The 25055-nt window shown below is 68.9% G+C and carries 25 protein-coding genes; 9 read left to right on the top strand and 16 right to left on the bottom strand.

Annotation, left to right across the window (positions count from 1 at the left end; all coding sequences use genetic code 11):
- Positions 1-84: 84 nt before the first annotated feature.
- From VJN29_RS00400 to VJN29_RS00380, 5 genes are all read right to left on the bottom strand, one after another.
- Positions 85-1140, bottom strand: coding sequence for a GntG family PLP-dependent aldolase (locus VJN29_RS00400; RefSeq protein WP_324141334.1), 1056 nt, complete (start codon positions 1138-1140; stop codon positions 85-87).
- Between the two features lie 47 nt (positions 1141-1187).
- On the bottom strand, positions 1188-2516 hold the full coding sequence (locus VJN29_RS00395; protein ID WP_324141341.1) for a class II 3-deoxy-7-phosphoheptulonate synthase: 1329 nt from the start codon (positions 2514-2516) through the stop codon (positions 1188-1190).
- 203 nt (positions 2517-2719) lie between these two features.
- Complete coding sequence (locus tag VJN29_RS00390) at positions 2720-3352, bottom strand: response regulator (RefSeq protein ID WP_414654303.1); 633 nt, start codon at positions 3350-3352, stop codon at positions 2720-2722.
- Positions 3353-3443: 91 nt separating this feature from the next.
- Positions 3444-4643 (bottom strand): MacS family sensor histidine kinase, encoded by a 1200-nt coding sequence (macS, locus tag VJN29_RS00385; RefSeq protein WP_324141331.1) that lies wholly within the window; start codon positions 4641-4643, stop codon positions 3444-3446.
- Positions 4644-4648: 5 nt separating this feature from the next.
- The gene (locus VJN29_RS00380) at positions 4649-5506 is read right to left on the bottom strand and encodes a lysophospholipid acyltransferase family protein (protein ID WP_324141340.1); all 858 of its coding nucleotides are present in this window, start codon (positions 5504-5506) and stop codon (positions 4649-4651) included.
- A gap of 79 nt (positions 5507-5585) precedes the next feature.
- Here VJN29_RS00380 and VJN29_RS00375 point away from each other — a divergent pair, with 79 nt between their 5' ends.
- Positions 5586-6122 carry a hypothetical protein gene (locus tag VJN29_RS00375; RefSeq protein ID WP_324141330.1) on the top strand — a complete coding sequence of 179 codons (537 nt, stop codon included), beginning with the start codon at positions 5586-5588 and terminating at the stop codon, positions 6120-6122.
- 83 nt (positions 6123-6205) lie between these two features.
- On the opposite strand, the gene VJN29_RS00370 is transcribed toward VJN29_RS00375, so the two are convergent.
- Genes VJN29_RS00370 through VJN29_RS00355 form a run of 4 tightly spaced genes read right to left on the bottom strand, consistent with a single transcriptional unit; the run spans position 6206 to position 8754 of the window.
- Positions 6206-6940 carry an endonuclease/exonuclease/phosphatase family protein gene (locus VJN29_RS00370; protein WP_324141329.1) on the bottom strand — a complete coding sequence of 245 codons (735 nt, stop codon included), beginning with the start codon at positions 6938-6940 and terminating at the stop codon, positions 6206-6208.
- Complete coding sequence (locus VJN29_RS00365) at positions 6937-7905, bottom strand: ROK family glucokinase (protein WP_324141327.1); 969 nt, start codon at positions 7903-7905, stop codon at positions 6937-6939. The genes VJN29_RS00370 and VJN29_RS00365 overlap by 4 nt, the downstream gene beginning before the upstream one ends.
- Complete coding sequence (locus VJN29_RS00360; RefSeq protein ID WP_324141325.1) at positions 7902-8306, bottom strand: hypothetical protein; 405 nt, start codon at positions 8304-8306, stop codon at positions 7902-7904. Before VJN29_RS00360 ends, VJN29_RS00365 begins: the two co-directional genes overlap by 4 nt.
- A complete protein-coding gene (locus VJN29_RS00355) occupies positions 8299-8754 on the bottom strand; it encodes an SRPBCC family protein (protein ID WP_324141323.1) in 456 nt (151 codons plus the stop codon). Before VJN29_RS00355 ends, VJN29_RS00360 begins: the two co-directional genes overlap by 8 nt.
- Positions 8755-8849: 95 nt before the next feature.
- Here VJN29_RS00355 and VJN29_RS00350 point away from each other — a divergent pair, with 95 nt between their 5' ends.
- Positions 8850-10631 carry a long-chain fatty acid--CoA ligase gene (locus VJN29_RS00350; protein ID WP_324141321.1) on the top strand — a complete coding sequence of 594 codons (1782 nt, stop codon included), beginning with the start codon at positions 8850-8852 and terminating at the stop codon, positions 10629-10631.
- A 39-nt stretch (positions 10632-10670) separates the two neighbouring features.
- Here VJN29_RS00350 and VJN29_RS00345 read toward each other — a convergent pair whose 3' ends face one another.
- Together VJN29_RS00345 and VJN29_RS00340 are read right to left on the bottom strand one after the other, a co-directional pair.
- Entirely contained in the window at positions 10671-12017 is a 1347-nt protein-coding gene (locus VJN29_RS00345; RefSeq protein ID WP_324141319.1) for a hypothetical protein, read from the bottom strand.
- A 42-nt stretch (positions 12018-12059) separates the two neighbouring features.
- Positions 12060-12308: a hypothetical protein gene (locus VJN29_RS00340; RefSeq protein ID WP_324141338.1), complete on the bottom strand. Its 249-nt coding sequence runs from the start codon at positions 12306-12308 to the stop codon at positions 12060-12062.
- A 177-nt stretch (positions 12309-12485) separates the two neighbouring features.
- Between VJN29_RS00340 and VJN29_RS00335 the strand changes: the two genes are divergently transcribed.
- Together VJN29_RS00335 and VJN29_RS00330 are read left to right on the top strand one after the other, a co-directional pair.
- Positions 12486-14273, top strand: coding sequence for a DEDD exonuclease domain-containing protein (locus VJN29_RS00335; RefSeq protein ID WP_324141317.1), 1788 nt, complete (start codon positions 12486-12488; stop codon positions 14271-14273).
- Positions 14274-14282: 9 nt separating this feature from the next.
- A complete protein-coding gene (locus VJN29_RS00330) occupies positions 14283-14567 on the top strand; it encodes an Lrp/AsnC ligand binding domain-containing protein (RefSeq protein WP_324141315.1) in 285 nt (94 codons plus the stop codon).
- A 77-nt stretch (positions 14568-14644) separates the two neighbouring features.
- Here the strand turns inward: VJN29_RS00330 and trpD are convergent, their stop codons facing one another.
- A complete protein-coding gene (gene trpD / locus VJN29_RS00325; RefSeq protein WP_324141336.1) occupies positions 14645-15697 on the bottom strand; it encodes an anthranilate phosphoribosyltransferase in 1053 nt (350 codons plus the stop codon).
- Between the two features lie 13 nt (positions 15698-15710).
- Positions 15711-16154, bottom strand: coding sequence for a response regulator (locus tag VJN29_RS00320; RefSeq protein ID WP_324141314.1), 444 nt, complete (start codon positions 16152-16154; stop codon positions 15711-15713).
- Positions 16155-16316: 162 nt separating this feature from the next.
- Between VJN29_RS00320 and VJN29_RS00315 the strand changes: the two genes are divergently transcribed.
- The 5 genes from VJN29_RS00315 (at position 16317) to VJN29_RS00295 (ending at position 21480) form a co-directional block, all read left to right on the top strand.
- The gene (locus VJN29_RS00315) at positions 16317-16976 is read left to right on the top strand and encodes a heme-copper oxidase subunit III (RefSeq protein ID WP_324141312.1); all 660 of its coding nucleotides are present in this window, start codon (positions 16317-16319) and stop codon (positions 16974-16976) included.
- A gap of 127 nt (positions 16977-17103) precedes the next feature.
- Positions 17104-17910 (top strand): cytochrome c, encoded by an 807-nt coding sequence (locus tag VJN29_RS00310; RefSeq protein WP_324141310.1) that lies wholly within the window; start codon positions 17104-17106, stop codon positions 17908-17910.
- A gap of 73 nt (positions 17911-17983) precedes the next feature.
- Positions 17984-19093, top strand: a complete 1110-nt coding sequence (locus VJN29_RS00305) for a ubiquinol-cytochrome c reductase iron-sulfur subunit (protein WP_324141308.1) — start codon at positions 17984-17986, stop codon at positions 19091-19093.
- Positions 19090-20820 (top strand): cytochrome bc complex cytochrome b subunit, encoded by a 1731-nt coding sequence (locus VJN29_RS00300; protein WP_324141306.1) that lies wholly within the window; start codon positions 19090-19092, stop codon positions 20818-20820. Before VJN29_RS00305 ends, VJN29_RS00300 begins: the two co-directional genes overlap by 4 nt.
- Before the next feature lie 306 nt (positions 20821-21126).
- Positions 21127-21480, top strand: a complete 354-nt coding sequence (locus VJN29_RS00295; protein ID WP_324141304.1) for a metallopeptidase family protein — start codon at positions 21127-21129, stop codon at positions 21478-21480.
- Positions 21481-21742: 262 nt separating this feature from the next.
- Here VJN29_RS00295 and VJN29_RS00290 read toward each other — a convergent pair whose 3' ends face one another.
- The 3 genes from VJN29_RS00290 to coxB are packed head-to-tail and all read right to left on the bottom strand — an operon-like array spanning position 21743 to position 24845.
- Positions 21743-22144, bottom strand: a complete 402-nt coding sequence (locus tag VJN29_RS00290; protein WP_324141302.1) for a cytochrome c oxidase subunit 4 — start codon at positions 22142-22144, stop codon at positions 21743-21745.
- A gap of 2 nt (positions 22145-22146) precedes the next feature.
- A complete protein-coding gene (gene ctaD / locus VJN29_RS00285) occupies positions 22147-23922 on the bottom strand; it encodes a cytochrome c oxidase subunit I (protein ID WP_324141300.1) in 1776 nt (591 codons plus the stop codon).
- Positions 23922-24845, bottom strand: a complete 924-nt coding sequence (gene coxB, locus VJN29_RS00280; protein WP_324141298.1) for a cytochrome c oxidase subunit II — start codon at positions 24843-24845, stop codon at positions 23922-23924. The genes ctaD and coxB overlap by 1 nt, the downstream gene beginning before the upstream one ends.
- Positions 24846-25055: the final 210 nt, after the last annotated feature.

Below are 25055 nucleotides of genomic sequence, written 5' to 3'. Positions count from 1 at the left end.
AGTCCCAGCCCTCCCGCCCACGCACCCCGCCAACACACCGAGCACCAGGCAACACACCGGGATCCGATCGCGGTGTGTTGCGGATTACGCGGTGTGTTGGCCGCCGCGCGACAGCAGGGAGGTGAGCACGTCGATGGCGTGTCCGGTCGCCTCGTCGTCCACGTCGAGGTGCCAGACCAGCCGCACCGCCCGGGCGCTGACTGCGTAGCTGCGGACGCCGCGGGTGAGCGCCGCAGCCACGAACTCGGGGGCCGCCCACCCGGCCGCAGCGACGTCCACGATGACGATGTTCGTCTCGACCGTTGCCAGGTCGACGCTGCCGGGCGCCGCCTCCGCCATCGCCTCCGCGGCCCGCCGGGCTCTGGCGTGGTCGACGGAGAGGCGGTCGATGTGGTGCTCGAGAGCCCAGAGGCCAGCGGCCGCGAGGATGCCTGCCTGACGCATGCCGCCGCCGAAGCGCTTGCGCCAGATCCGCGCCTCGGCAATCGCCTCCGCGCCACCCACGAGGACGCTGCCGACCGGCGCTCCGAGCCCCTTGCTGAGGCAGACCGAGACCGTGTCGAACTCCCGGCCATAGTCCTCGAGGGGCACGCCGGTCGCCACGTGGGCGTTCCACAGCCGGGCTCCGTCCAGATGCATGGCCACGCCGTGCTCGCGGGTCAGCTCGCGCGCACGGCGGATCTCGTCGAGGGGCTGGACCGTTCCGCCGCCGAAGTTGTGGGTGTTCTCCACGATGACCAGGGCGGTGCAGACCTGGTACGGACCGACTCCGGTGATCATCAGGGCGGCCGCGTCGGCGGCCCGGAATCGTCCGCGCTCCGAGACCCAGGTGCGCGACGAGATCCCGGAGAGGACGGCGGCGGCACCCAGCTCGGCGCGCAGGACGTGTGCCAGGGAGTCGCCGATGAGCTCCTCCCCCGGCTTGACGTGCAGGCGCACCCCGAGCTGGTTGGCCATCGATCCCGATGGGGTGAACAGCCCGGCCTCGTGCCCGAGCAGCTCAGCCACCCGCGCCTCGAGCTCCCGGAGGCTCGGGTCCTCCCCGAACACGTCGTCCCCGACGACGGCGGTCGCCATCGCCTCCCGCATGGCGAAGCCCGGACGGGTCACCGTGTCGCTCAGCAGGTCGGCACGGATCACGGGCGCGCCAGACGCGCCGGACGGGCCGGACGCCGACGGCGTCACGGTCAGACCTGTCCGAGCATCTCGGCCACGACGAAGGCGAGCTCCAGCGACTGCTGGTGGTTCAGGCGCGGGTCGCACAGCGACTCGTAGCGCTTCTCGAGGTCGGCGTCGATGATCTTCTCGGCGCCGCCGAGGCACTCCGTGACGTCGTTGCCGGTCAGCTCGACGTGGATCCCGCCCGGGACCGTCCCGAGAGAGCGGTGCACCTCGAAGAAGCCGCGCACCTCCTCGACGATGTCCTCGAAGTCGCGCGTCTTGTAGCCGGTCGACGCCTCGAACGTGTTGCCGTGCATGGGGTCACAGATCCACGTCACCGTCGCGCCGGACGCGGTCACCTTGTCCACGAGGGCCGGCAGGGCGTCGCGGATCGTGCCGGCGCCCATCCGGGTGATGAAGGTGAGGCGTCCCGGGGTCCGGTCGGGGTCGATCCTGTCGATGAGGTGCAGGACCTCGTCGATGTCGACCTTGGGGCCGAGCTTGACACCGACCGGGTTGCTGACCCGCGAGATGAAGTCGATGTGGGCGCCGTCGATCTGGCGGGTGCGCTCGCCGACCCAGACGAAGTGTCCAGACGTGTCGTAGAGGCGCCCCGACCGCGAGTCGATGCGCGTCAGCGGTCGCTCGTAGTCGAGGACCAGGGCCTCGTGCGCCGCGTAGAACTCGACCGTACGCATCGCCTCGAAGTCCGCGCCGCATGCCGCCATGAAGCGCATCGCCTTGTCGATGTCGCGGGCGAGCTTCTCGTAGCGGGAGTTCGCGGAGTTCGTGACGAAGCCTCGGTTCCACTCATGGACGTAGCGCAGATCGGCGTAGCCACCGGTGGTGAACGCCCGAACGAGGTTCAGCGTCGCCGAGCTCGCGTGGTAGGCACGCACGAGTCGCTGGGGATCGGGCAACCGGGCCGACTCGTGGAAGGCGAAGTCGTTGACCATGTCCCCTCGGAAGGCGGGCAGGGTCAGCCCCTCTCGCGTCTCCACCGAGGACGAGCGCGGCTTGGCGTACTGCCCGGCCATGCGGCCGACCTTGACGACGGGCACGCTGGCGCCGTAGGTCAACACCGCGGCCATCTGGAGGATCGTCTTGATCCGGTCACGGATGTTGTCGGCGGTCGCCGACGCGAAGGTCTCGGCGCAGTCGCCGCCCTGGAGGACGAAGGCATCGCCGACGGACGCGGCGGCCATGCGCTGCGTGAGCTGGTCGCACTCGCCCGCGAAGACGAGCGGCGGATAAGACGCAAGGGTGTCGACCACGTCGGAGAGGGCGGCCGTGTCCGGCCACGTGGGCTGCTGCGCGGCCTCGAGCTGGGTGGCTGCTGCGTTGAGCGCAGCCATGGCCTCGGCTCCGGTTCCGGCCTCTGCTGAACGGCCCTCGGTGCCCTGGCCGCCGGCGAGGTCGGTGGTCATCGTCACCCACTCAGGGTAGTCGCCATCGGTCCGTGCCCACGCCAGGGTCCGCATCCCGAAACCAGCACTCACCGGGCGTGTTGCCGGTTGATGCCGTATGCCGCTGGGCCGGCTTCCACCGCCAGGCGGGCTCACGCGGGCGCGACCGGGTCGATCCCGCGGTCGAGGGCGAACCGCACGAGCTCGACGCGGTTGTTCAGGTGCAGCTTGCCGAAGATGTTCTGCACGTGGTTCTGGACCGTGCGGTGGGACAGGAACAGGGCGCTCGCGATCTCCTTGTAGCCCATCCCGGTGGCGACGTACTTGAGGATCTCGGTCTCACGCTCGGTCAGCTCGGGCACCGGACGCGGTGGCGAGCTCCGGGTGGCGCGCTGGGAGCCGACGCGTCGGAACTCGCCGAGAACGAGACCGGCGAGACCCGGAGTGAAGACGGGCTCACCCGCGGCGGTGGCCCGCACCGCGGCGATGAACTCGTCCCGACCCGCCGACTTGACCAGGTAGCCGAGAGCGCCGGCCTTGACCGCCTCGAGGACGTCCTGCTGGTCGCCGCTCGCCGAGAGGATGAGGATCCGGGTCCGGACCCCGGCAGCCGCCAGCGCCGCGCAGACCGCCGGTCCGGTCAGGCCGGGCAGGTTGAGGTCGAGCACGAGGACATCGGGCTCGGTGGCCCTGGTCCGGTTCACGGCGGCGCGGCCGTCGTCGGCCGTGGCCACGACGTCGAACCCGGCGTCGGCCAGGTCCCGCGCCACGGCGTCACGCCACATCGGGTGGTCGTCGGCGACGACGACCCGGACCGCCGCCTCGTCGTCGGTCTCGTCGTGAGTCTTGTCGTGAGTCTTCTCGTCAGTCTTCTCGTCAGTCTTCTCGTTGGTCACGGATCCTCCTCGACGGTATGCGCAGCTCGACGGTGGTGCCGCCCGCCGATCCGGAACGGAGGGTCGCACTGCCTCCGAGGTCCTGGAGACGACCGGTGATGCTCGATGAGACGCCGAGCCGTCCCTGCCCCCTCGCCTCGTCGAGGCGACCGGGGGCCAGGCCACGACCGGAGTCGCGGATCGTCACCCCGACATGGGCGCCGTCGTCGTCGACCAGCACCCAGGCCTCTGCACCGGGACCTGCGTGCTTGCGGACGTTGTCGACAGCTGCCTCGACAGCGGCGACGAGCTCGGCGCCAACCCGCCGCGGCACGAGGACCGGTTCGCCGGGGACGACGAGATGGATGACGTCGCGTTCGACGTGGCCCAGCAGGACGCGCAGGTCCGCGTCGCCGCTGACGACGCGGCTCACCTCGCCGAGGTCGGCCCGGCTGACCAGGGTGCGAAGGATCCGCTCCTGCTCGGCAGCCATGGCGCCAAGAGTCGCGGCGTCGCCTCCGAGATCCTGTCCGCGGCGGTGGATGTAGGCGAGCGTCTGGAGGACGCCGTCGTGGACGGTGCGGGCCAAGCGGTCGCGCTCGGCGCGGGCCGCGTCGCGACGCATCGCCTCGGCGAGGGTCGCGTGGCTGGCGCGGGCCAGGTCGACGCAGTAGCCGAGGCACCCTCCGAGGAGCAGCCCGAAGATCGAGTTCGTGACGGTGTTGCCGGTGGGGTGGATGACCTCGAGGAACGAGGCGGCGGCGACGGCGGAGGCGGCCAGGACTCCACCACGCCAGCCCCGGAGGATGGCCCAGCCGACGATCGCGGCCGAGGGCCAGATCGATGGAACCGTCTTGGCGCCGCCGGTGATCACCCAGTCATGGTCGACGAGTCGCGTGGCGAGGATGGCCGCGCAACCCAGGACGAGCTCGATGGCATATGCGCGCTCCGTGCGCCTCGGTTGAACCGTCTGGACCACCGTCCAGGCTGCGAGCACCGCGAGGATGGCGACCCCGACGGCCAGGTTCGCGACCTCGTCCCTCCGCAACCACAGTGAGTAGGCCGCGTAGGCGAGCGCCAGGACGCGGAACACGTCCACTGCCCGCCAGAGGCCTCGCACGACTGAGTGCTCGTCAGTTCGCACGGGCCGATCGAGCCCAGCCAGCCCGTCGACGGAACGGGCGACTCCCATCACCCCCATGAGGTTCAGGATGCGGCTTCGACACCGGGATGGGCGTCGCCGTCCCCGGCGTCAACGTCGGTCGACGTCCCGGTGCGGCGGTTGACCGGTTTGCCCTCGGCGGCGTCCAGCGCCTCCTCCAGCTCGGGCACCGCGCTGCCGGGCTTGGCCGCCTCCTGCAGTTCACGGGCCTTGGCGCGTGCCGCCGCGACGAGCCGGTCCTTCATCGAGGTCGCGTACATGTCGACGTACTCCTGCCCCGACAGGAGCATCAGCTCGTACATCACCTCGTCCGTGATCGAGCGCAGGACGAAGCGGTCGTCCTCCATGCCCTCGTAGCGCGAGAAGTCGAGGGGCTTGCCGATGCGGACGCCAATGCGCATGATGCGCGGGGCGAGCTTGCCCGGCGGCTGCGCCTTGTCCGTGTCGATCATCGCCACGGGGATGACGGGCGCCCCTGACTCGAGGGCCAGGCGGGCCAGGCCGGTCCGTCCTCGGTAGAGCCGGCCATCGGGTGAGCGCGTGCCCTCCGGGTAGATGCCGAGGAGGTCCCCCCTCCGCAGCACACGCAGGCCGGAGGTGAGGGCGGCGGTACTCGCCTTGCCACCCGAGCGGTCGACGGGCAGCTGCCCGACACCCTTGAAGAAGGCCTTGGTGAGCCAGCCCTTGAGCCCACTTCCCGTGAAGTAGTCGCTCTTCGCCAGGAAGGTGACCCGGCGCTTCACCATGAGGGGCAGGAAGATCGAGTCGGAGAAGGACAGGTGGTTGGAGGCCAGGATGGCAGCGCCCTCGGCAGGTAGGTGCTCCTCACCCTCGACCCAGGGACGGAAGAGCAGTCTGATGACCGGCCCGAGGACGATCGTCTTCAGCACCCAGTAGAACAACCCTGTACCACCTCCCACGTCTGCCGCGAGCAGCCTACGGCACTCGCGCCCAGCCGGTACCCGTGCGAGGATCTGTGTCGTGAACGACCGGGACCTCGACGCTGAGTTCGAGCGCATCGTCGCGGGCTGGGACAGTGAGGCACCCGACCCGCAGCAGTCCCTGCCGCCGTCGTCCACGCCCACGTCGACGGACGTACCCCCCGACGACGACGATCCGGGTCCGGCGGCGGCTCCGCCCGCCGACCGGGGCTTCAAGGACGCGGGTCTGAACCTGCCGATCGCCCCGACGACTGCACACGTGTGGCGAGGGTCGGAGCCTGCGGATGAGGACGTCGACGAGCTGCTCGAGTCAACCGCGGCGGACGACGAAGGGGACCACTTCACGCCGCCCACGGAGATGGACCTGCCCACCGCCGAAGAGGATCCGATGTTCTGGGCCATCGTCGGGGGGCTGGGTGGTGGCACGCTCCTGCTGCTCTACGTCCTGTTCTTCGACCGTGGGGGCAGCGGGTGGTGGATCGTCACCGCCATCGCGATGATCGTCGTCGGCTTCGTCCTGCTCGTCCTGCGAGGCGGTACCGAGCGCGATCCCTTCGACGACGGAACGCGGGTCTGAGCCCGGCTCTCCGCCCGAGATCGCGTGGACGACTTCTGGGTCCGGCTGGCACCGGACGTGTCACCCGATCGGGGTTGACGCCGTCAAAGAAGAATGGCCGCAACGTCGATCCACACTGGTCGGTGATCGGAGGCCGCCGTCAGGTCATCGACGTCGAGGTCTGCGAGGTCGTGCTCGGACGCGGTGACGGTCGGCAGGTCCGCACTGGCGAAGATGGCGTCGAGCGCCGATCGGGGGTTGTCCGCCGGGAAGGTCGGCTGCGTGCCAGAGGCGAGCACGAGTCGTCCAGCCAGGCGGCGATGGGCGAGGCCGTCGGTCCCCTCGTTGATGTCGCCGGCAACGACGACTCGCTCCCGGAGGCCGGCCAGGATGGCCTCGACGTGCCGTTGCCGCTCCTCCGTCCCGAGGCTCAGGTGCACGCTGAGCACGGTGATCGGGAGCCAGCCGGGGAGCGAGACGTCGACAGCGGCATACCCGCGGGTGCGGTCGGGGAAGCGGACCGCGAGCCGGCGTCTGGAAGTCCCGTGGACGCGGACCCGTAGCGCGGTGAGGACCGCGGTCCCGCCGGTGCCGAGGCGGCCCCCGGCCCAGTAGAGCGCGCACGCCCGGGCGAAGGCTGGCAGGCGAAACTCCGTGGTCAACCTGCGGGGCACCTCCTGGAGGCACAGCACGTCAGGTCGGACGGCCCGAACGACCCTGGCCGCGGCGGCATGGTCGGCCGTGAAGTCCTGCACGTTGTAGCTCATGACGCGCAGCCGCTCGGCCCGATGCCACGGCGGCCCGGAGGCGTGTCCGGCTCGCCCCGACGGCGCTGTCATCGGCCGGAGCGGGCGAGCTCCGCCGCGCCGATGAGGCCCGCGTCCGCACCGAGCTGGGCCCGTACGATGCGCGCCTCCGGTCGGTAGCCGCGCCCGGGCAGCTGCCGCCTGAAGGCTTCTCGGGCGGGCCCGAGAAGCAGCTCGTCGGCGGCACTGACCCCGCCACCGATCACGAACATGGCGGGATCGAACGCCGCAGCGAGGTTGGCCATGCCGACGCCGAGCCAGTCTCCGATCTCGGCGAGCATCTCCCGTGCGGTCGAGTCGCCGTCCCGTGCGGCCTCGGTGATGACCGGTCCGTTGAGGGCGGTCGCGTCGCCGCCCAGTCGTGCCACGAGATCCGCGACGACGGGCGAGCCCGCCTCGATCAGGGCGCGAGCTTCGCGGACCAGGGCGTTGCCGCTGGCGTACTGCTCCCAGCAGCCACGGTTGCCACATTCGCAGCGCACGCCGCCGGGGACGACCTGCATGTGTCCGTACTCGCCGGCGATCCCATGACGGCCTCGCTGGACCTCCCCGTCGATGATCAGTGCCCCGCCGATCCCCGTGCCCAGCGTGATGACGACGACGTGCGACTCGCCTCGGGCGGCGCCGAACGTGCGCTCTGCCCAGGCAGCGGCGTTCGCGTCGTTGTCCACGGTCACGGGCCACGGAACCCGCCCGGCGAGACGGCTGCGCAGTGGTTCCTGGCGCCAGGACAGGTGTGGCGCGAAGAGGACCGTCCCCCGGTCCTCGGAGACGAAGCCGGCGGCCCCGACGCCGACGGCAACGACGTCCGCCGGGTCCTGCCGGTCGATCAGCTCCTCGACGCACGCGGCGATGGTCTCCTCGACGATCGCGGGCGAGGTGGACCGCTCCGGCGTCTCCCGTCGCGTCCGGTGTGTGATCGTGCCGTGCTCGTCAACCACTCCCGCCGCGACCTTCGTGCCACCGATGTCGACGCCGATCGCCAGGCTGGAGCTCACCCGGGGTTCGTCCCCTCGGTCGGCGGGCCCGACGGTGGCCCCTCTTGGTCCTGCCTGTCCCGCTGCGCGTGGGCGAGGTCGCGCAGCCCCGTGGCCGCGAGCTCGACGACGTCGGCCACCGTGTCGAGCGTGTCGGGGCTCAGCCGCTGCACGAAGGAGATCAGCTGACAGACCGGGCACAGTCGGCACGCCGCCGGTGTCGTGCCCCCACAGCTGCACTCGCCTCGGTGCGCTCGCGAGCCCGTCTCACTGGACTCCCGGGACCCATCACTGGACCGGTCGGACTGCCCGGCGGCCGGCCCTCCCCAGCCACGTGCTGACAGCAGGTCCACCAACAGGGCGGCCTCGTCGGCGACCGACCCGGGCGGCGCGGTCTGCGTCCCGTCTCTGCTCTCAGCCACCGCGTGCGGCCTCGGCGCGCTTCTTGAGCTCCTTGAGGGCCGTGTCGACGATGACCTTCTCCGCCTTGCGCTTCAGCATTCCGATCATGGGGATCTTGAGGTCGACCAAGAGCTGGTAGGTGACCCTCGTGGCGTCACCCAGGTCCTCGAGCGCGTAGGAGCCATTCATCGCCTTGAGCACCGTCGCCCGGACCAACGACCAGGTCAGCACCCCGGTCCCGTCCTCGTCGATGTCCCACTCGTAGTCGAGCACGTACGTGTCCTTGATCGCACCCGCGTCCAACGTGAACTCGACCTGGTCGGCCCAGCCGTCGCCTTCTTCCGCGAGGACCGCCACGTGCTTCACCTCGCTGGCCCATTCGGGGTAGGCCTCGAAGTCGGCGATGATGTCGAGCACCTCACCTGGCGAAGCGTCGATCACGATGGAGGACTCCGTGCGTTCGGCCATGCGCCGAAGGCTATCGCGCGCTGAACCGGACGCGATGGCTCCACTGGTCGATATGGTGAGGTGAACACTCGAAAACAGGAGTCACCGTGAAGCACATGGACGTGGCAGCACTCGCCACGCAGACCACCGAGGGGACGTTGGCGGATCTGCCGAGGCGCAACGCCGACGCAGTGCCGGGCGAGAGCGCCTTCAGCCGGAAGGGTGCCTCAGGCGGCTGGGACGACATCACGTTTCACGAGTTCGCCGATGAGGTGACGGCGCTCGCCAGGGGCTTCGTCGACGCCGGGATCAGGCAGGGCGATCGTGTGGCCCTGATGTCGCGCACCCGATACGAGTGGACGTTGGTGGACTTCGCTGCCTGGGCTGCAGGCGCCGTCGTGGTGCCCATCTACGAGACGTCGTCATCCGAGCAGGTCGAGTGGATCCTCGTCGACTCCGGCGCCAAGTGCCTCGTCGTCGAGTCGACGCGCCACCGGGAGGTGGTCGACGAGGTGCGGAATCGCCTGCCTTCTCTCGTGGAGGTCGTGGAGATCGACGGCGGTGGCATCGAGGACCTCAAGGCCCGGGGCATGGAGGTGCCGGATGCTGCCCTCGTGGAGGCGCGAGCCGGGCTCGACCGCACGTCGGTCGCCACGATCATCTACACCTCCGGCACCACCGGCCGCCCGAAGGGCGTCCTGCTGACCCACGGGAACTTCCTCGATCTCGTCGAGAACGCCATCGAGAAGCTCGGCCACGCCGTCCTCACTCCGGGGTCCTCCACCCTGCTGTTCCTCCCCCTCGCACACGTCTTCGCCCGCTTCATCGAGGTCCTGTGCGTGGGCGCGCGCGTGAGGCTGGCTCACGCCCCGGACATCAAGACGCTCCTCGACGACTTCGGCAGCTTCAGGCCGACGTTCGTCCTCGCCGTTCCCCGAGTCTTCGAGAAGATCTTCAACTCGGCCGAGGCCAAGGCCGCAGCCGGTGGCAAGGAGAAGATCTTCCACCGCGCCGCCACCGTGGCGATTGCCTACAGCGAGGCACTCGACGGCCGGGGACCTGGACTCGGGCTGCGGCTCCAGCACCTGCTCTTCGACAAGCTCGTCTATGGCAAGCTCCGGGAGGCGATGGGCGGTCAGGTCCGGTACGCCGTCTCGGGCGGGGCGCCACTCGGCACCCGGCTGGGTCACTTCTTCCGGGGCATCGGTGTCAACATCCTCGAGGGATACGGCCTGACCGAGTCCACCGCACCGCTCTCGGTCAACATCCCCGGCAAGGTCAAGATCGGCACCGTCGGTCCTCCTCTGCCCGGGACCTCGGTCCGGGTGGCCGACGACGGCGAGATCCTCGTCAAGGGCATTGGCGTCTTCACCGCCTACCACCAGAACGACCAGGCCACCTCGGAGGCCATCCGGGACGGGTGGTTCCACACCGGTGACCTCGGTGACCTCGACGAGGACGGCTACCTGCGCATCACCGGCCGCAAGAAGGAGATCCTCGTGACCGCGGCCGGCAAGAACGTCGCCCCGGCGGTCCTCGAGGACCGGCTCAGGGCGCACCCGCTCGTCTCCCAGTGCATCGTCGTCGGTGACCAGAAGCCCTTCGTCGGGGCACTGATCACCCTCGATGCCGAGATGTGGCCGCTGTGGGCCCCGGCGCACGGCGTCGAGAACGTGTCGATCGAGGAGGCACGGACGCACCCGAAGGTGCTCGAGGTGCTCCAGCAAGCGGTCGACCGGGCAAACGAGGCCGTGAGCAAGGCGGAGTCGATCCGCAAGTTCGTCGTCCTGTCAGGCGACTTCACCGAGGCAAATGGCTACCTGACACCCTCCCTCAAGCTGAAGCGCAACATCGTCATGAAGGACTTCGAGTCGGAGGTGGAGTCGCTCTACTCCTGACCCACGTCATCCGACGCGCCGGCTGGTCAGCCTGGCTGGTCAGCCGGGCTGGGCCACCAGGGCGGAGAGCCGGGACTGCCACGCGGCGACCACCTCAGCCATGCTCGTGCCGAGCCGGCTCCTCAGGACCTGGTCCGTCAGCCGGTCGCCATCCGCCGGGAGGGCCGGACCCGGCTCGCTCTCGTTCACGGCACGGAACAGCGCGACCAGCGCATCGGTCCCGTACTGGTCGGCGATCGTCCGTGCGAGCGTCAGCGAGAGACCGTACGCGACTGTGAGATCTCCGCTGGAAGAATGGAACTCGGGCGCGCCGGGCGGGCCGGCCGGCAGGCCGGTCGATGTGATCCGGTCGAGCGCCGACCGCACGAGGTGGCGCTCTGGAAGCTCGACGTCGCGATACGCGACGTACTCGGCAAACCCCTCGGCCAGCCAGAGCGGCGGCTGTCGCTTCGACGTCCGACGCGCCGTGGCATGGGTCAGCTCGTGCGCCACGATGACGTCTCGGCCCACGCCGGTCAACGCGGACCACGCCCCGGGGACGACGACAATCCGGTCGGCGCCCGCGGGCTGATCCGGTCCGATGGGCCCGTCGGTGGCCGCGGCGACTCCGTCCAGCTCACCCTCGTCCCGGCCGAGCAGCCGCGCCGCGTCCGCGTCCGTGGCGGGCACGATCCAGACCGCGGCCTCCGCGGCCCCGAGGACGGCCGAGACCCGTCGTGCCGCCGCGTCCGCTCTTCGCGTCACTTCGTCGGCAGCGGCGGCGGAGTCAGCGCCGAAGGCGAGCACGAGTGAGTGGTCCGAGCTGCGGGCCTGCAGCCCGTTCAGGTCCCACGGCTCGGGCCGGTCGTCAGGACGAGATCCGGTGATGACCGCCGTTTCGGCAGGTCGTGCCGGGTCGGCCGCAAAGGTCAGGGCCAGGGTGAAGCTGCGCGGGAACTCGTCGAAGCCAGCGATCCGGTACTCCAACGTGGCCCTCGACTCCCACGTCGCCGACGTCCCGTGTGTGGCGGGAACCGGTGGTCGCGTCTCCTCGATGGATCGGAGTCGCATCTGCTCAACCCGTATCGCCTGCATCCGGGCGAAGACCTTCTCCTGCGCCGTCCGAAGGTTGCGTCCCTGCACCCTTGCGAGCCACGTCCGCACATCGCCCGCGACGGCGGCTGCGGCGCGGGACCGGATCAGCTCGCTGCCCGCGGACGCCCGGAGATCGCTCCACGTCTCTTCCTGGACCGCCGCTGCCGACGACGGGACAGCGGTCCCGGGCGAGACCCGCCCGGCCGAGGTTGGGGCAGCGGGACCGCCCGGGGACGGAGACGCGCACCCACACACCAGAGTCGCCGCGATCACGCTCGCCAGAGCTGCGGCGCCGAGGCGAGCTCGTCCCATCGCGCCATGGTGGCACGATCATCGAGACCGGTCAGACGGCGGTCAGACGGCGGTCCGCCGCACGCGGATCGGGCGCAGGTCGTCGTCGGGCTCGGCACGGGCGGCGTGTGCCGCCTCGGTCGTGACGAGGCCGGCGGCCAGAAGCACGGACACCGCCCGGCGTTCGGCGCGGTCGAGTGGCAGTCCCCTCGCGGCTTCCGGAGCCCCCACAGGGATGTCCGCCAGCGCCGTCACCATGCAGTCAGCGCAGTGGACGTCCCTGACGGGGCAGGTCTGGCAGTCGATGAGCATCACCGGCTCCGCCCTTCTTCGTCGTTGCGAGCTGTCGCGCAACACGCTATGGCCGACCACCGACAAGGCCTGTCCCCGCGGGGCACCACCTCGGGTCCGAAGCTGACTGACCCGCAACTGTGCCGACGACCGCCGCGCCTTCGAGGCACTGTCAGCCCAGCGGCATACGGTCAGCCCATGCAGGCGATCCAGGCGACGTTCGACGACCTCGGCACTCGCCTGATGGATGTCACCTTCGTCGTCGTCGACCTGGAGTCGACGGGCGGCAGCCCGGAGCAGTGTGGCATCACCGAGATCGGCGCGGTCAAGGTCCGCGGCGGCGAGCTGCTGGGAGAGTTCCAGACGCTGGTCAACCCGTCCGAGCCCATCCCTGCCTTCATCTCGGTGCTCACCGGCATCACGGATGCCATGGTGGCCGACGCCCCCCGCATCGAGTCCGCCTTCCCGGCGTTTCTCGAGTTCGCGGCCGGCAGCGTTCTCGTCGCCCACAACGCCGGTTTCGACATCAGCTTCCTCAAGTCGGCCGCGCGCCGCACCAGCACCCCGTGGCCGGGGTTCGACGTCCTTGACACACTGACGCTCGCGCGCCAGCTCGTGACCAACGACGAGTCGCCGAACCACAAGCTCTCGTCGCTGGCCCGGGTGTTCGCCTCCACCACGACTCCCGACCACCGGGCACTCCACGACGCGCGTGCGACGGTTGACGTGCTGCACGGTCTCATCGAGCGCGTCGGCAACCTGGGGGTCCACACGCTCGAGGAGCTCTCCAGCTATACGTCACGAGTCAGCCCTGCGCTGCGGCGCAAGCGGTTCCTCGCCGAGCCGCTCCCTCATGCCCCGGGCGTCTACGTCTTCAAGGACCGCGACGGCCGGGTGCTCTACGTGGGCACGAGCCGAGACATCCGCTCCCGCGTCCGCAGCTACTTCACTGCCTCGGAGCAGCGGAGCCGGATGGCCGACATGGTTCGGCTGGCTCACGCCGTGACGCCTGTCGTCTGCCAGACGGTGCTCGAGGCGCAGGTTCGAGAGCTCCGCCTCATCGACGAGCACCAGCCCCGGTTCAACCGCAGGTCCAGGAATGGCCGACGTGTCGTGTGGGTGAAGCTGACGAGCGAGCGGTTCCCCCGCCTGTCGATCGTCAAGCAGGTGCGCGAGGAGGACGGGGCCCACTACATCGGGCCGTTCCGGTCGCGTCTCAACGCGCAGTCCGCCGTTGACGCGGTCCACGAGATCGTCCCGCTGCGGCAGTGCAGGCAACGGATCACCGGCAAACAGGCGGCCTGCGCCCTCGCGGAGCTCGGACGTTGCGGCTCTCCGTGCACCGGTGCGCAGTCGGATGCCGACTATGCGCTGGTCGCTGCTGACTGCGCAGCACTCTTCTCCGGCGACGCCCGGCCCGGTGCGAGCAGGTTGAGGTCCCGACTCGAGGAGCTCGCAGCACAGGAGCGGTTCGAGGACGCAGCCCGAGTCCGCGACCGTTTCCTCCACCTCGTCAGGGGCGCGGCGCGCTCACAACGACTCGCCCCGCTGAGGAGGGCCGCGGAGGTCGTCGCGGCTCGACGGCACGACACCGGTGGTTGGGAGCTGGTGTGCGTCCGATACGGCAGGCTCGCCGGCACGGTCGTCAGCCCGCGCGGGGCAGACCCCATGGTGCACGTGCGCAACCTGCAGGCCACCGCGGAGGTCGTTCCCCCGCCTGCGACCGGAGCCCTGGCCGCGTTGACCGAGGAGACCGAGGTCGTGCTGCGGTGGCTCGAGGCACCCGGTGTTCGCATCGTCGAGCTGGACGGCTGCTGGACCTGCCCGGTCGGTGGGGCCGGCGCGGTTCGCCACGAGCTGGAGCCGGCGGTTGCCACCGCCCTCGAGGTCGTCGGCTTCGACCGGGACGCGGGCCTCGACGCCGGACTCGGGGGTGGCGGGCGCCCCCGCCCCCGCTCCCGCGACCGGTACCGGCGTGCGGGATAGGGTTGGTGCGTGATCACCGCCATCGTCTTGGTCAACTGTGAGGTCAACCGCATCCCAGAGGCTGCGGAGGAGATCGCCGAGATCCCCGGCGTGTCCGAGGTGTACTCGGTCACCGGTGACGCCGACCTCGTCGCCATGGTGCGGGTGCGGGCTCACGAGGAGCTCGCCGACGTCATCGCAGACCGGCTCAGCAAGGTCCAGGGCGTGGTTGGCACCTCCACCCACATCGCCTTCCGGACGTACTCCTCGCACGATCTCGAGGCGGCCTTCAGCCTGGGCCTCGACGGCGAGTAACACCGACCAGCGCGGGCAGCGGCCGACCGGCCGCAACGAAGGGACGGGCGTCGGAAGCGACTCGGACGAGTGGCGACTCAGGAGCGAGTGAGCTCGATCCACCGCTCGATGACCCGCGACGCCGCACCGGAGTCGATGGCCTGCGCAGCCCGGTGCATGCCAGCGCGGAGGTCGCGGTCGAACGATGACTGGTCGTCGCCGGAGTCCGGCTGCGTCAGGGCCAAGGCGATACCTGTGTTGAGCACCACGGCGTCTCGAATCGCGCCGGCTGCACCGGCGAAGACGTCCCGGACCACGGCTGCGTTGTGCGCGGCGTCGCCGCCGCGTAGGGCCTCCGTCGGGTGCAGCTCCAGCCCGAGACGGGTCGGCTCCACCGTGCGGTCCCGGACCTTCCCCTCGCGGACCCACCAGACGGTCGTCGTCGTGGACACCGTCACCTCGTCCAGGCCGTCGTCCCCACGGAAGACCGCCGCGTCCTTGCCACGACCGGCGAAGACGCCGGCGAGCAGCGGCGCCATCCCGGCGTCGGCGCAGCCGATCGCGGCGTAGGTCGGCTGGGCCGGGTTCGTCAGCGGGCCGAGGAAGTTGAAGGCGCTGCCGACGCCGAGCTCTCTGCGGGGCACGGCCGTGTGCCGGAAGGACGGGTGGAACGTCTGGGCGAAGCAGAACGTGATGCCCGCCTGCCGGACCACTTCGACGACCCGGTCCGGGGCGAGCGACAGGTCGATGCCGAGCGCCTCGAGGACGTCGGCCGAACCCGACGAGGACGATGCCGCACGGTTGCCGTGCTTGACCACGCGAACTCCCGCAGCAGCCGCCACGATCGAGGACATCGTCGAGATGTTCACCGTGTGCGCTCGGTCGCCGCCGGTGCCCACGATGTCGAGACTCGGTCCCTCGACCTCGATCCGGTGCGCTCGCGACAGCATCACCTCGGCCAGACCGTGCATCTCCTCGACACTCTCGCCCTTGGCACGAAGGCCCACGAGGAAGCCCGCGATCTGTGCAGGTGTGGCCGCACCGTCCATGATCTGCGCCATGGCCCACTCCACAGCCGCCCGCCCGAGGTCACGACGGGCGAGGAGGTCGGTGTAGATCGCCGGCCAGGTCAGCGCATCGTCCTGCGTCATCACGCGACGCGGCTCAGGCTGTGCGCCGAGACGAACGGGCCAGCAGACTGACTGCCGAGGTGAGGTCGATCGGGTCCAGGGGGTGCGGCACCGCGAGATCCGCCATCGACCAGGCCGCGAGCCAGGCGTCCTGCGGGCGCCCGGTCAGCACGATGATCGGGGGACAGTTGAAGATCTCGTTCTTCAGCTGGCGAGCCAAGCCCATCCCACCGACCTTCGCCGCCTCCCCGTCGAGGATCAGGATGTCGAACGGCTCGCTCTCGACGGCACTGACGACCGCAGCGGCGGTTGCACACTCGAGCCAGTGCTCCACCTCGACGTCCTTGGCGGGACGACGGCCCACCGCGGCACGAACCGCGTCACGGGTCGTGATGTCGTCGCTGTAGAGCAGCACGTTCACCTGGTGCAGCGGCGCCGTGCCCCGGCGCTCGGTGGCGATCTCGTTCGAGGCGGTCATGCTGCCGATGCTACCGGTCGGCAGCGCACCGTCGGAGCGCGCCCTTTGCGGGGAGCGAAAGCACCCTCGATGACGCCGTGACGTGCGCAAACGTCACGAATTCATCGGTACCCCATCGAAAACTGGGGGTCGCTCTCACACTCGGGAACGAATGTGGGAATAATGACCGACGTGGCGACAGCATCAGCAGTTCCTTCAAGCGCAGTAGCGACGGCCGGACACGGACCGGCGACCCGCCCGAACATGGTTGCCGTTGGCACCATCGTGTGGCTCTCGAGCGAGCTCATGTTCTTCGCGGGTCTGTTCGCCGTGTACTTCCAGCTCCGGTCCGTCCGGGGGGATCTGTGGGCGGAGCAGGTGGACAAGCTCAACCTCCCCTTCGCATCCATCAACTGCCTCGTGCTGGTCGTCTCCTCCGTCTGGTGCCAGCTCGGTGTGTGGAAGGCGGAGCGCGGTCAGAAGGCCCGCACCGGCTCACTCTTCGACCTGAAGAACTGGGGCATGCGGGAGTGGTACGTCCTCACCTACCTCTTCGGCTCCTTCTTCATCGCGGGCCAGGTGATGGAGTACGCCGAGCTCGTCCACGAGAACGTCACCCTCAGCTCTGACGCCTACGGCTCCGTCTTCTACATGGCGACCGGCTTCCACGGTCTCCACGTGACCGGTGGTCTGCTCGCCTTCCTGCTCATCATCGCGCGCACCTTCACGACTCGCCGCTACACCCACGCGAACGCGACAGGAGCGGTTGTCACGTCGTACTACTGGCACTTCGTCGACGTCGTCTGGATCGCGCTCTTCGCCACCATCTACATCCTCCAATGACCTTCACCGTGCCCACCGTGCCCACCGTGCCCACAGTGCCCACCGCGCCCACCGTGCCCACAGCGCCCAGCGCGCCGGGCCCGACCAGCTCCACTTGCACCGCCCCGACGGACGACAGGACCTCACAGTGAACGCCTTGGCCGCACGCCGACGACACCCCGCCGCGATCGCGCTGCTCATCCTCGTCGGCCTGCTCATCATGGGTGGCGCCTACTCCTTCATCGCTCCCAAGGACGCCAACGCGTCCGCGGCCGTCGCAGCGGCCTCCGTCGAGGAGGGCCAGAAGCTCTTCCTCGGCAACTGCGCCTCCTGCCACGGCACCAACGCCCAGGGCACAGACTCCGGCCCCTCCCTCGTCGGTGTGGGCGCAGCTTCGGTCGACTTCCAGGTCGGCACCGGCCGCATGCCGTTGGCGAAGCAGGACGTCCAGGCGCCTCGCAACGAGGTGAAGTTCAACCAGGACGAGATCGCGTCGATGGCTGCCTACGTTGCCTCGCTCGGCCCCGGCCCGGCGATCCCGGACGAGGAGTTCACGACCGTCATCGAGCCCGGCACAACCGAGAACAACCATGCCATCGCCGAGGGCGGCGAGATCTTCCGCGTCAACTGCGCGATGTGCCACAACTTTGCGGGCGCCGGCGGCGCCCTGACGCGCGGGAAGTATGCCCCGGCCATCCAGGAGGTCGAGCCGCGGCACATCTACTCGGCCATGGTGACGGGCCCGCAGTCGATGCCGGTCTTCAGCGACACGAACCTCACCCCGGAGGCGAAGCAGAAGGTCATCTCTTACCTCAAGGCACAGGAGCAGGCGACCAGCGTCGGCGGCATGAGCCTGGGGAACCTGGGCCCGGTGTCCGAGGGCTTCTTCGCTTGGGTCTTCATGCTCGGCATCCTCATCGCAGCGGCAGTCTGGCTCGGCAAGAAGGCGGCATGAGCCAGGCAGCCGCTCGCCCGGCCCTCCGCCCCAACCCGACCGTCCGGATCATGAGCGACAGGACATCCAACCGATGAACGACAACGAGACCACCGTGGCACCGGTCGAGGGCAGCGCTGTGGCGCCCGCCTCCGGTGACGGCCAGGTCCTGCCGGCGTCACTGGCAACCGGGCCCGACACCTTCCAGAACCCCGGTCTCCCACCGCACATCCCGCGGGCCTCCGACCTGGACCCGAAGGCGGCCAAGCGCGCCGAGCGCCAGATTGCCACGATGTTCGGCATCTCCATGCTCGGGGCGCTCATCTTCGTGGTCAGCTACTTCGCGATCCGTGACGAGGCGACCTTCTTCCTTCCCGGGGTGGGCACGGCCAGCACCCAGAACGTCGTCCTCGGCCTCTCCCTGGGCGTCTCCATCCTCTTCATCGGCCTTGGGGCGGTGCACTGGGCCAAGACCCTGATGTCCGACGTGGAGATCAGCGAGGAGCGGCATCCCCAGGCCTCGAGCCAGGAGGGGCGGGCCGAGGCGGTCGCCGTCGTCAGCGAGGGCGTCGAGTCGACCGGGCTCACCCGGCGCCCGATGCTCAAGTACTCCCTCGGTGGGGCTCTCGGCCTGTTCGCCCTGCCCTTGGGACTGCAGGTGGTGGGGTCGCTCGGCCCGACCACGATCGAGGAGCTCAAGGAGACGCTCTGGGACATCGAGAACAACGGTGGGCAGCCGATCCGGCTCATGCGTGACCCGGAGATGACGCCGATCAAGCTCTCTGACGTCACGAACGGCTCCGTCTTCCACGTCATGCCCGAAACGCTCCAGCACTCCATCGACGAGGGTCGCCACGTCCTCGAGGGCAAGGCCAAGGCCGCCGTCATCCTGATCCGCATCGACCCCAACGAGATCAAGGTCCAGAAGGCCCGCGACTGGGGCGTCGACGGCGTCGTCGCCTACTCGAAGATCTGCACACACGTGGGGTGTGCGGTCGGTCTCTACGAACAGCAGACCCACCACCTGCTGTGCCCGTGCCATCAGTCCACCTTCGACCTGACCGAGGACTGCAAGGTCATCTTCGGCCCGGCCAAGCGTGCGCTGCCGCAACTCAAGATCACCGTGGACGACGAGGGCTACCTCGTCGCACCCGAGGGCTTCGCCGAGCCAGTCGGGCCGAGCTTCTGGGAGCGTGAGCGATGAGCGCCATCTACCAGCCCCGTCACGCCGGGGCCCTGCGCGACGGCGACGAGGCCGCCGCGGAGCGACGGGCCGAGCAGAAGCCACTCGGTGGTCTGGCCGGCTGGATCGACGACCGAACCGGCACGGCCAAGGGGGCTGGCACCCTCCTGAGGAAGGTCTTCCCGGAGCACTGGTCGTTCATGCTCGGCGAGATCGCGATGTACTCGCTGATCGTCTGCCTGCTCACCGGCGTCTTCCTCACCTTCTGGTTCGTGCCGAGCATGACCCCGGTCGTCTATGACGGGTCCTATGTGCCGCTGCAGGGCGTCATCGTCTCCGACGCCTACCGGTCGACGCTGGACATCTCCTTCGACATCCGCGGTGGACTGCTCATTCGCCAGATCCACCACTGGGCCGCCCTGATCTTCGTCGTAGCGGTCTTCGTGCACATGGCCCGGATCTTCTTCACCGGCGCCTTCCGCAAGCCGCGCGAGATCAACTGGGTCTTCGGCACCATCCTGTCGCTGCTCGCCTGCATCGAGGGCTTCGCCGGCTACTCACTGCCGGACGACCTGCTCTCCGGCACCGGCATCCGCGCGATGAACGGCTTCGTCCAGTCCGCGCCGATCATCGGCTCCTATCTCTCGTACTTCATCTTCGGCGGGGCCTTCCCCGGCGATCAGATCATCCCGATCCTGTACTCGGCGCACATCCTGCTCATCCCCGCCATCCTCGTTGGCCTGTTCATCCTGCACATCGTGCTCGTGTTCGTGCACAAGCACACGCAGTACCCCGGACCGGGCCGGACGAACAACAACGTCGTCGGCTACCCGTTCATGCCGGTGTACATCGCCAAGGCCGGTGGGTTCTTCTTCATCGTCTTCGGCGTCATCGCCCTCGTCGCGGCCGTCGTGACGATCAACCCGATCTGGGCCTACGGACCGTACGACCCGTCGCCCATCACTGCAGGCTCCCAGCCGGACTGGTACATGGGCTTTGCCGACGGGGCGCTGCGCCTCGTGCCCGGCTGGCTCGAGTTCGTATCCTGGGGTGACTTCACCTGGAGCATGAACATCTTCCCGTTCTCGCTCATCCTGCTGCCGCTCATGTGGACGATCATCGGCGTGTACCCCTTCGTCGAGAAGTGGGTGACCGGTGACAACCGCGAGCACCACCTGCTCGACCGTCCGCGCAACGCGCCGACCAGGACCGGCATCGGCGTCGCCGGCATCGTGATGTACGCCGTGCTCATGTTCGCCGCCGGCAACGACCTCATGGCGATCAAGCTGCATCTGTCGATCAACGACATCACGAACGCCCTGCGGATCCTGTTCTTCATCGGCCCGCCGATCGCGTTCTGGATCACCAAGCGGATCTGCCTGAGCCTCCAGCGCGCCGACCGACAGAAGGTGCTGCACGGCCGCGAGACGGGAACCATCTGGCGTCACGCGGATGGTCGCTTCGAGGAGATCCATGCACCGCTCACGCCCGCCGAGCGCTGGTCGCTCGTCCAGCACGAGTCTCCGGAGCCGTTGGCGCTCGTCGAGAAGGTGGACGCCAACGATGTCGCCAGCCCCGTCGCCCGGAAGGAGCGTCTGCGCGCGAAGCTCTCGCGGTTCTACTTCCGAGACCGAGTTGCACCCGCCACCCCCTCCGAGCTCGAGGCCGCCCATCACGCGCACGACGTGGAGGAGACCCAACCGGTGTCCGTCGCCCCGGAGGAGATCGAGCCGGCAGCCCGCCACTGACCAAGGCGCTGACCAGGCGCTGACCAGGCGCTGACCAGGCGCTGTCCGGGTCAGGAACGGTCTGCAGGCGAAGGCCCCACCGCAGCCAAGCGGTGGGGCCTTCGCATGTGCTCAGCAGTCCGCCTTCGCGTCCGTGAAGGAGCGTGCCGTATGCCGCTGGGCCCGGCTCTCATGGGTGGCGACCTCGAGCGCCCAACCTGGTCTCAGGCATCCCCCCGGTGCGCGTAGGCGCATCCGCGGGATGTCCGCCAGGGTGTGCGCGAGGGTGTCAGTGGACGTGCCGGACCGACGTGCGAGACTCGCCTCGTGCAGCACCTGAGTGACGCCCAGTTCGAAGCAGCGGTCGGGGACGCGCTCGACAGCATCCCGCCGCAGCTGGCCCGCGCCATGGACAACGTCGTCGTGCTCATCGAGCAGGAGCCACCAGCAGAGGATCCGCAGCTGCTCGGTGTCTACGACGGCACTCCCTTGACCGAACGCGACGGCTGGTGGGCTGCCGGCGCCCTGCCGGACCGCATCACGATCTTCCAGGGCCCGCTGGAGCGCATGTGCTCATCCGTCGACGAGTTGCGCGAGGAGATCGCCATCACGGTCGTCCACGAGATCGCCCACCACTTCGGTATCGACGACCGGCAGCTGCACGAGCTGGGTTGGGGCTGAACGCACCATCGTGCCGACGGACGAGGCGGGCGTCGCCGACTCGACGGCCACGGGTCTTTACCTCTGGCGTCTCTTTACCTCCGGCGTTGACGGGATTACCGTCGGAGGACAAGCCAATCGATCGGACGGAGGTGTCTTGGGATGTTCTCTCCCGCACGATCGCACCGCGAGCCCGAGGGGCCGTGACGTAGGCCATCAATCGTCGAAGGGGAAGGACCACCATCCTTCCCCTTCGCGCTGTCTGCGCCGTTCCGCGCGATCGTCAGATGGAGTACTCGCCGGAGAAGGACTCGAACACCCAGAGGACCACGGCGACGACGCCCACGAACGCACCGACGATGAACAGCCACCAGCCGATGGCCAGACCCGCGAACATGATCGCCCCGGCACCGGCCAGCCACAGCGGCGTCCAAGAGCTCGCCACGAAGTAGCCGTAGTTGCCCTCAGCCTCGGCGATCTCGCCGCTGGCGTTGTCCTCCGGTCGAAGCGGGAGCTTCCTTCCGGTCATCCAGAAGTAGAAGCCGCTGAGCAGGAACAGGCCGGCGGTGAGCGCAAGTGCCACGACGCCGATCGGCTCGCTCCAGTCGGACCAGTAACCGTAGACCAACGTGATGGGGGCGAAGAACGCGAAGAGGTAGAAGAACAGCTTGGTCTCGACGCGCATCGTCAGCCTCCGTGCGAGTCTCGGTTGGTGGTGGAACGCTCACCCGGCGTCCCGTCGAGGTCAGCCGGTCCCATCACCTGGGCCAGGGTCCCCCGATCCGGCACCGGCGTCGCACCTGGCGCGGCCTCCGGGTGGTGCAGGTCGAAGGCTGGGCGCTCGGAGCGGATCCGGGGCAGCGAGGTGAAGTTGTGACGCGGCGGCGGGGACGACGTCGCCCACTCGAGCGAGGCGCCGTACCCCCACGGGTCGTCGGTTCCGACGAGCGGTGCCTTCTTCCACGTGCGCCACACGTTGTAGAGGAACGGGATCATCGAGGCACCGAGGAGCAGGGCGCCGACGCTGGACACGATGTTCCCAACCTGGAAGCCCTCCTCCGGCAGGTAGTCGGCGTAGCGGCGGGCCATCCCCTGCATCCCGAGCCAGTGCTGGATCAGGAAGGTCGTGTGGAAGCCGATGAAGAGCATCCAGAAGTGGATCTTGCCGAGTTTCTCGTCGAGCATCCGGCCGGTCAGCTTCGGCCACCAGAAGTAGAACCCCGCGAACATCGCGAACACGACGGTGCCGAAGACGGTGTAGTGGAAGTGCGCCACGATGAAGTAGCTGTCGGACAGGTGGAAGTCGAGGGCCGGGCTGGCGATGATCACGCCGGTCAGGCCTCCGAAGAGGAAGGTCACGAGGAACCCCATGGCCCAGAGCATGGGCGTGTCCATGGAGACCTTGCCGCCCCACATGGTGCCGATCCAGTTGAAGAACTTCACCCCGGTGGGCACGGCGATGAGCATCGTCATCACCGCGAAGAAGGGCAGCAGCACTTGCCCCGTCGCGTACATGTGGTGCGCCCAGACGCTCGTGGAGAGCGCGGCGATGGCGATCGTCGCGAAGACCAGCGTCTTGTAGCCGAAGATCGGCTTGCGCGAGAAGACGGGGATGACCTCGCTGATGATGCCGAAGAACGGCAGCGCGATGACGTACACCTCGGGGTGCCCGAAGAACCAGAACAGGTGCTGCCACAGCATCGGCCCGCCGTTCTCCGGGTCGAAGATGTGCATGCCGAAGCGGCGGTCACCACCAAGAGCGAAGAGCGCTGCGGCGAGGACGGGGAAGACGACGAGGATGAGGATCGAGGTGATCAGGACGGTCCAGGTGAAGACCGGCATCCGGAACATCGTCATGCCGGGTGCCCGCATGCACACGATCGTCGTGATGAAGTTGACCGCGCCGAGGATGGTGCCGAACCCCGCCAACGCCAGGCCGAAGACCCACAGGTCGCCACCGAGCCCGGGGCTGTAGCTCTGGTCGGACAGCGGCGTGTAGGCGAACCAGCCGAAGGAGGCCGCACCCTGGGGGGTCAGGAAGCCACCCGCGGCGATGAGGCCGCCGAAGAGGTAGAGCCAGTAGGCGAACATGTTGAGCCGCGGGAAGGCGACATCGGGAGCGCCGATCTGCAGCGGCATGAGGGCGTTCGCGAAGGCGGCGAAGAGCGGCGTCGCGAAGAGCAGCAGCATGATCGTGCCGTGCATCGTGAACAGCTGGTTGAACTGCTCCTTGGTGTCCACGACCTGCAGGCCGGGTGACACCAGCTCGGCCCGGATGATCAGGGCCATGACCCCGCCGAGCATGAACCACAGGAACGCGGTGATGAAGTACAGGTTGCCGATGACCTTGTGGTCGGTCGTCGTCACCCACCTCACGAAGGTGCGTCCCTTGATCTCGGAGCGAGGCGTGACCGGGGGCGGTGTGCCGGTGGTCGTGGCCTGGCGGTCTGCGGTTGCGGTCATCAGTTGCTCCCACTACGAGCAGGTTCGGGGATCAGCTCGGCGTCGCCCTCGACCATCTCCTCGCGACTGGCGTCGACGGGGATCTGGCCGGTCTGTCCGATCTCCTCCAGGTCGGCCATGTGCTGGTCGTACTCCTCCTGGGAGACGATCTTGACCATGAAGAGCATCTCGGCGTGGTAGGTGCCGCAGAGCTCGGCGCACTTGCCCTGGAACTCGCCGGTCTGCGACGGCACGATCTGCAGGCGGTTGGTCTTGCCGGGGATCATGTCGAGCTTCGTCATGAAAGCGGGCACCCAGAAGCTGTGGATGACGTCCCGCGCGTTGAGCACGAACTCGACCCGCTTGTTGACCGGCAGGTAGAGGACGGGCATGTTCTCCCGGGCTCCCTCCTCGCCGGTGAGGTTGGTGTGGACCCCGGTGTCGTAGACGTTGGAGTCGACGTAGTTGAAGTCCCAGCTCCACTGCTTGCCGACCACGCTGATGGTGACGTCCGGCGTCTGGCTCACGTCGGTGAGCGCTGCCTCGTCACGGGCCGTGTAGTAGAAGAACACGGCGACCATGAAGACGGGGATGATCGTGTAGAGCAGCTCGACCGGCACGTTGTAGCGCAGCTGGACGGGCAGTGCCTCGTCCCCCTTGCGGCGGCGGAACCGAATCGCGGCGTAGAGCATGAGGCCCCAGGTGATGACGCCGACGCCGAGCACGGCGATCCAGCTGCCGACCCAGAGGTTCGTGACCCGGTCCCCGCTGTCCGAGATCGACTGCGGCATGAACCCGTTGGAAACCTGACCCTGGCAGCCGGCGAGCGCCAGCGCGCTCGCTGCGACCAGACCCGTGACGCGCAGTCCCCTGCGTCGGCCGGATCGCGCCTGCGGCGCGGCGGTCATCGCCGGGGTGTCTTCGTGCTCAGGCACCAGGTGCACCTTTCATTCCGTATCCACACCCTACAAACCGAAAAGGGGCATCGCCCAGTGAGCACGCCCGTGCTCACTGCCGAACCCTACCGCCATGCCACCCGTCATGTCCGGGAGGGTCCGGATAACGTTGCGGTGTGGCGAAAGGGTCCTCGTTCGATGCTTCTCGACGGCTCCTCGACGCGGCGTCCGGGCCACTTCACCCGGTTGCCCGGGAGA

It is taken from the genome of Intrasporangium sp. (assembly GCF_035280925.1).
GTDB lineage: Bacteria > Actinomycetota > Actinomycetes > Actinomycetales > Dermatophilaceae > Intrasporangium.
This window is presented reverse-complemented; position numbering and strand designations above follow the sequence as displayed.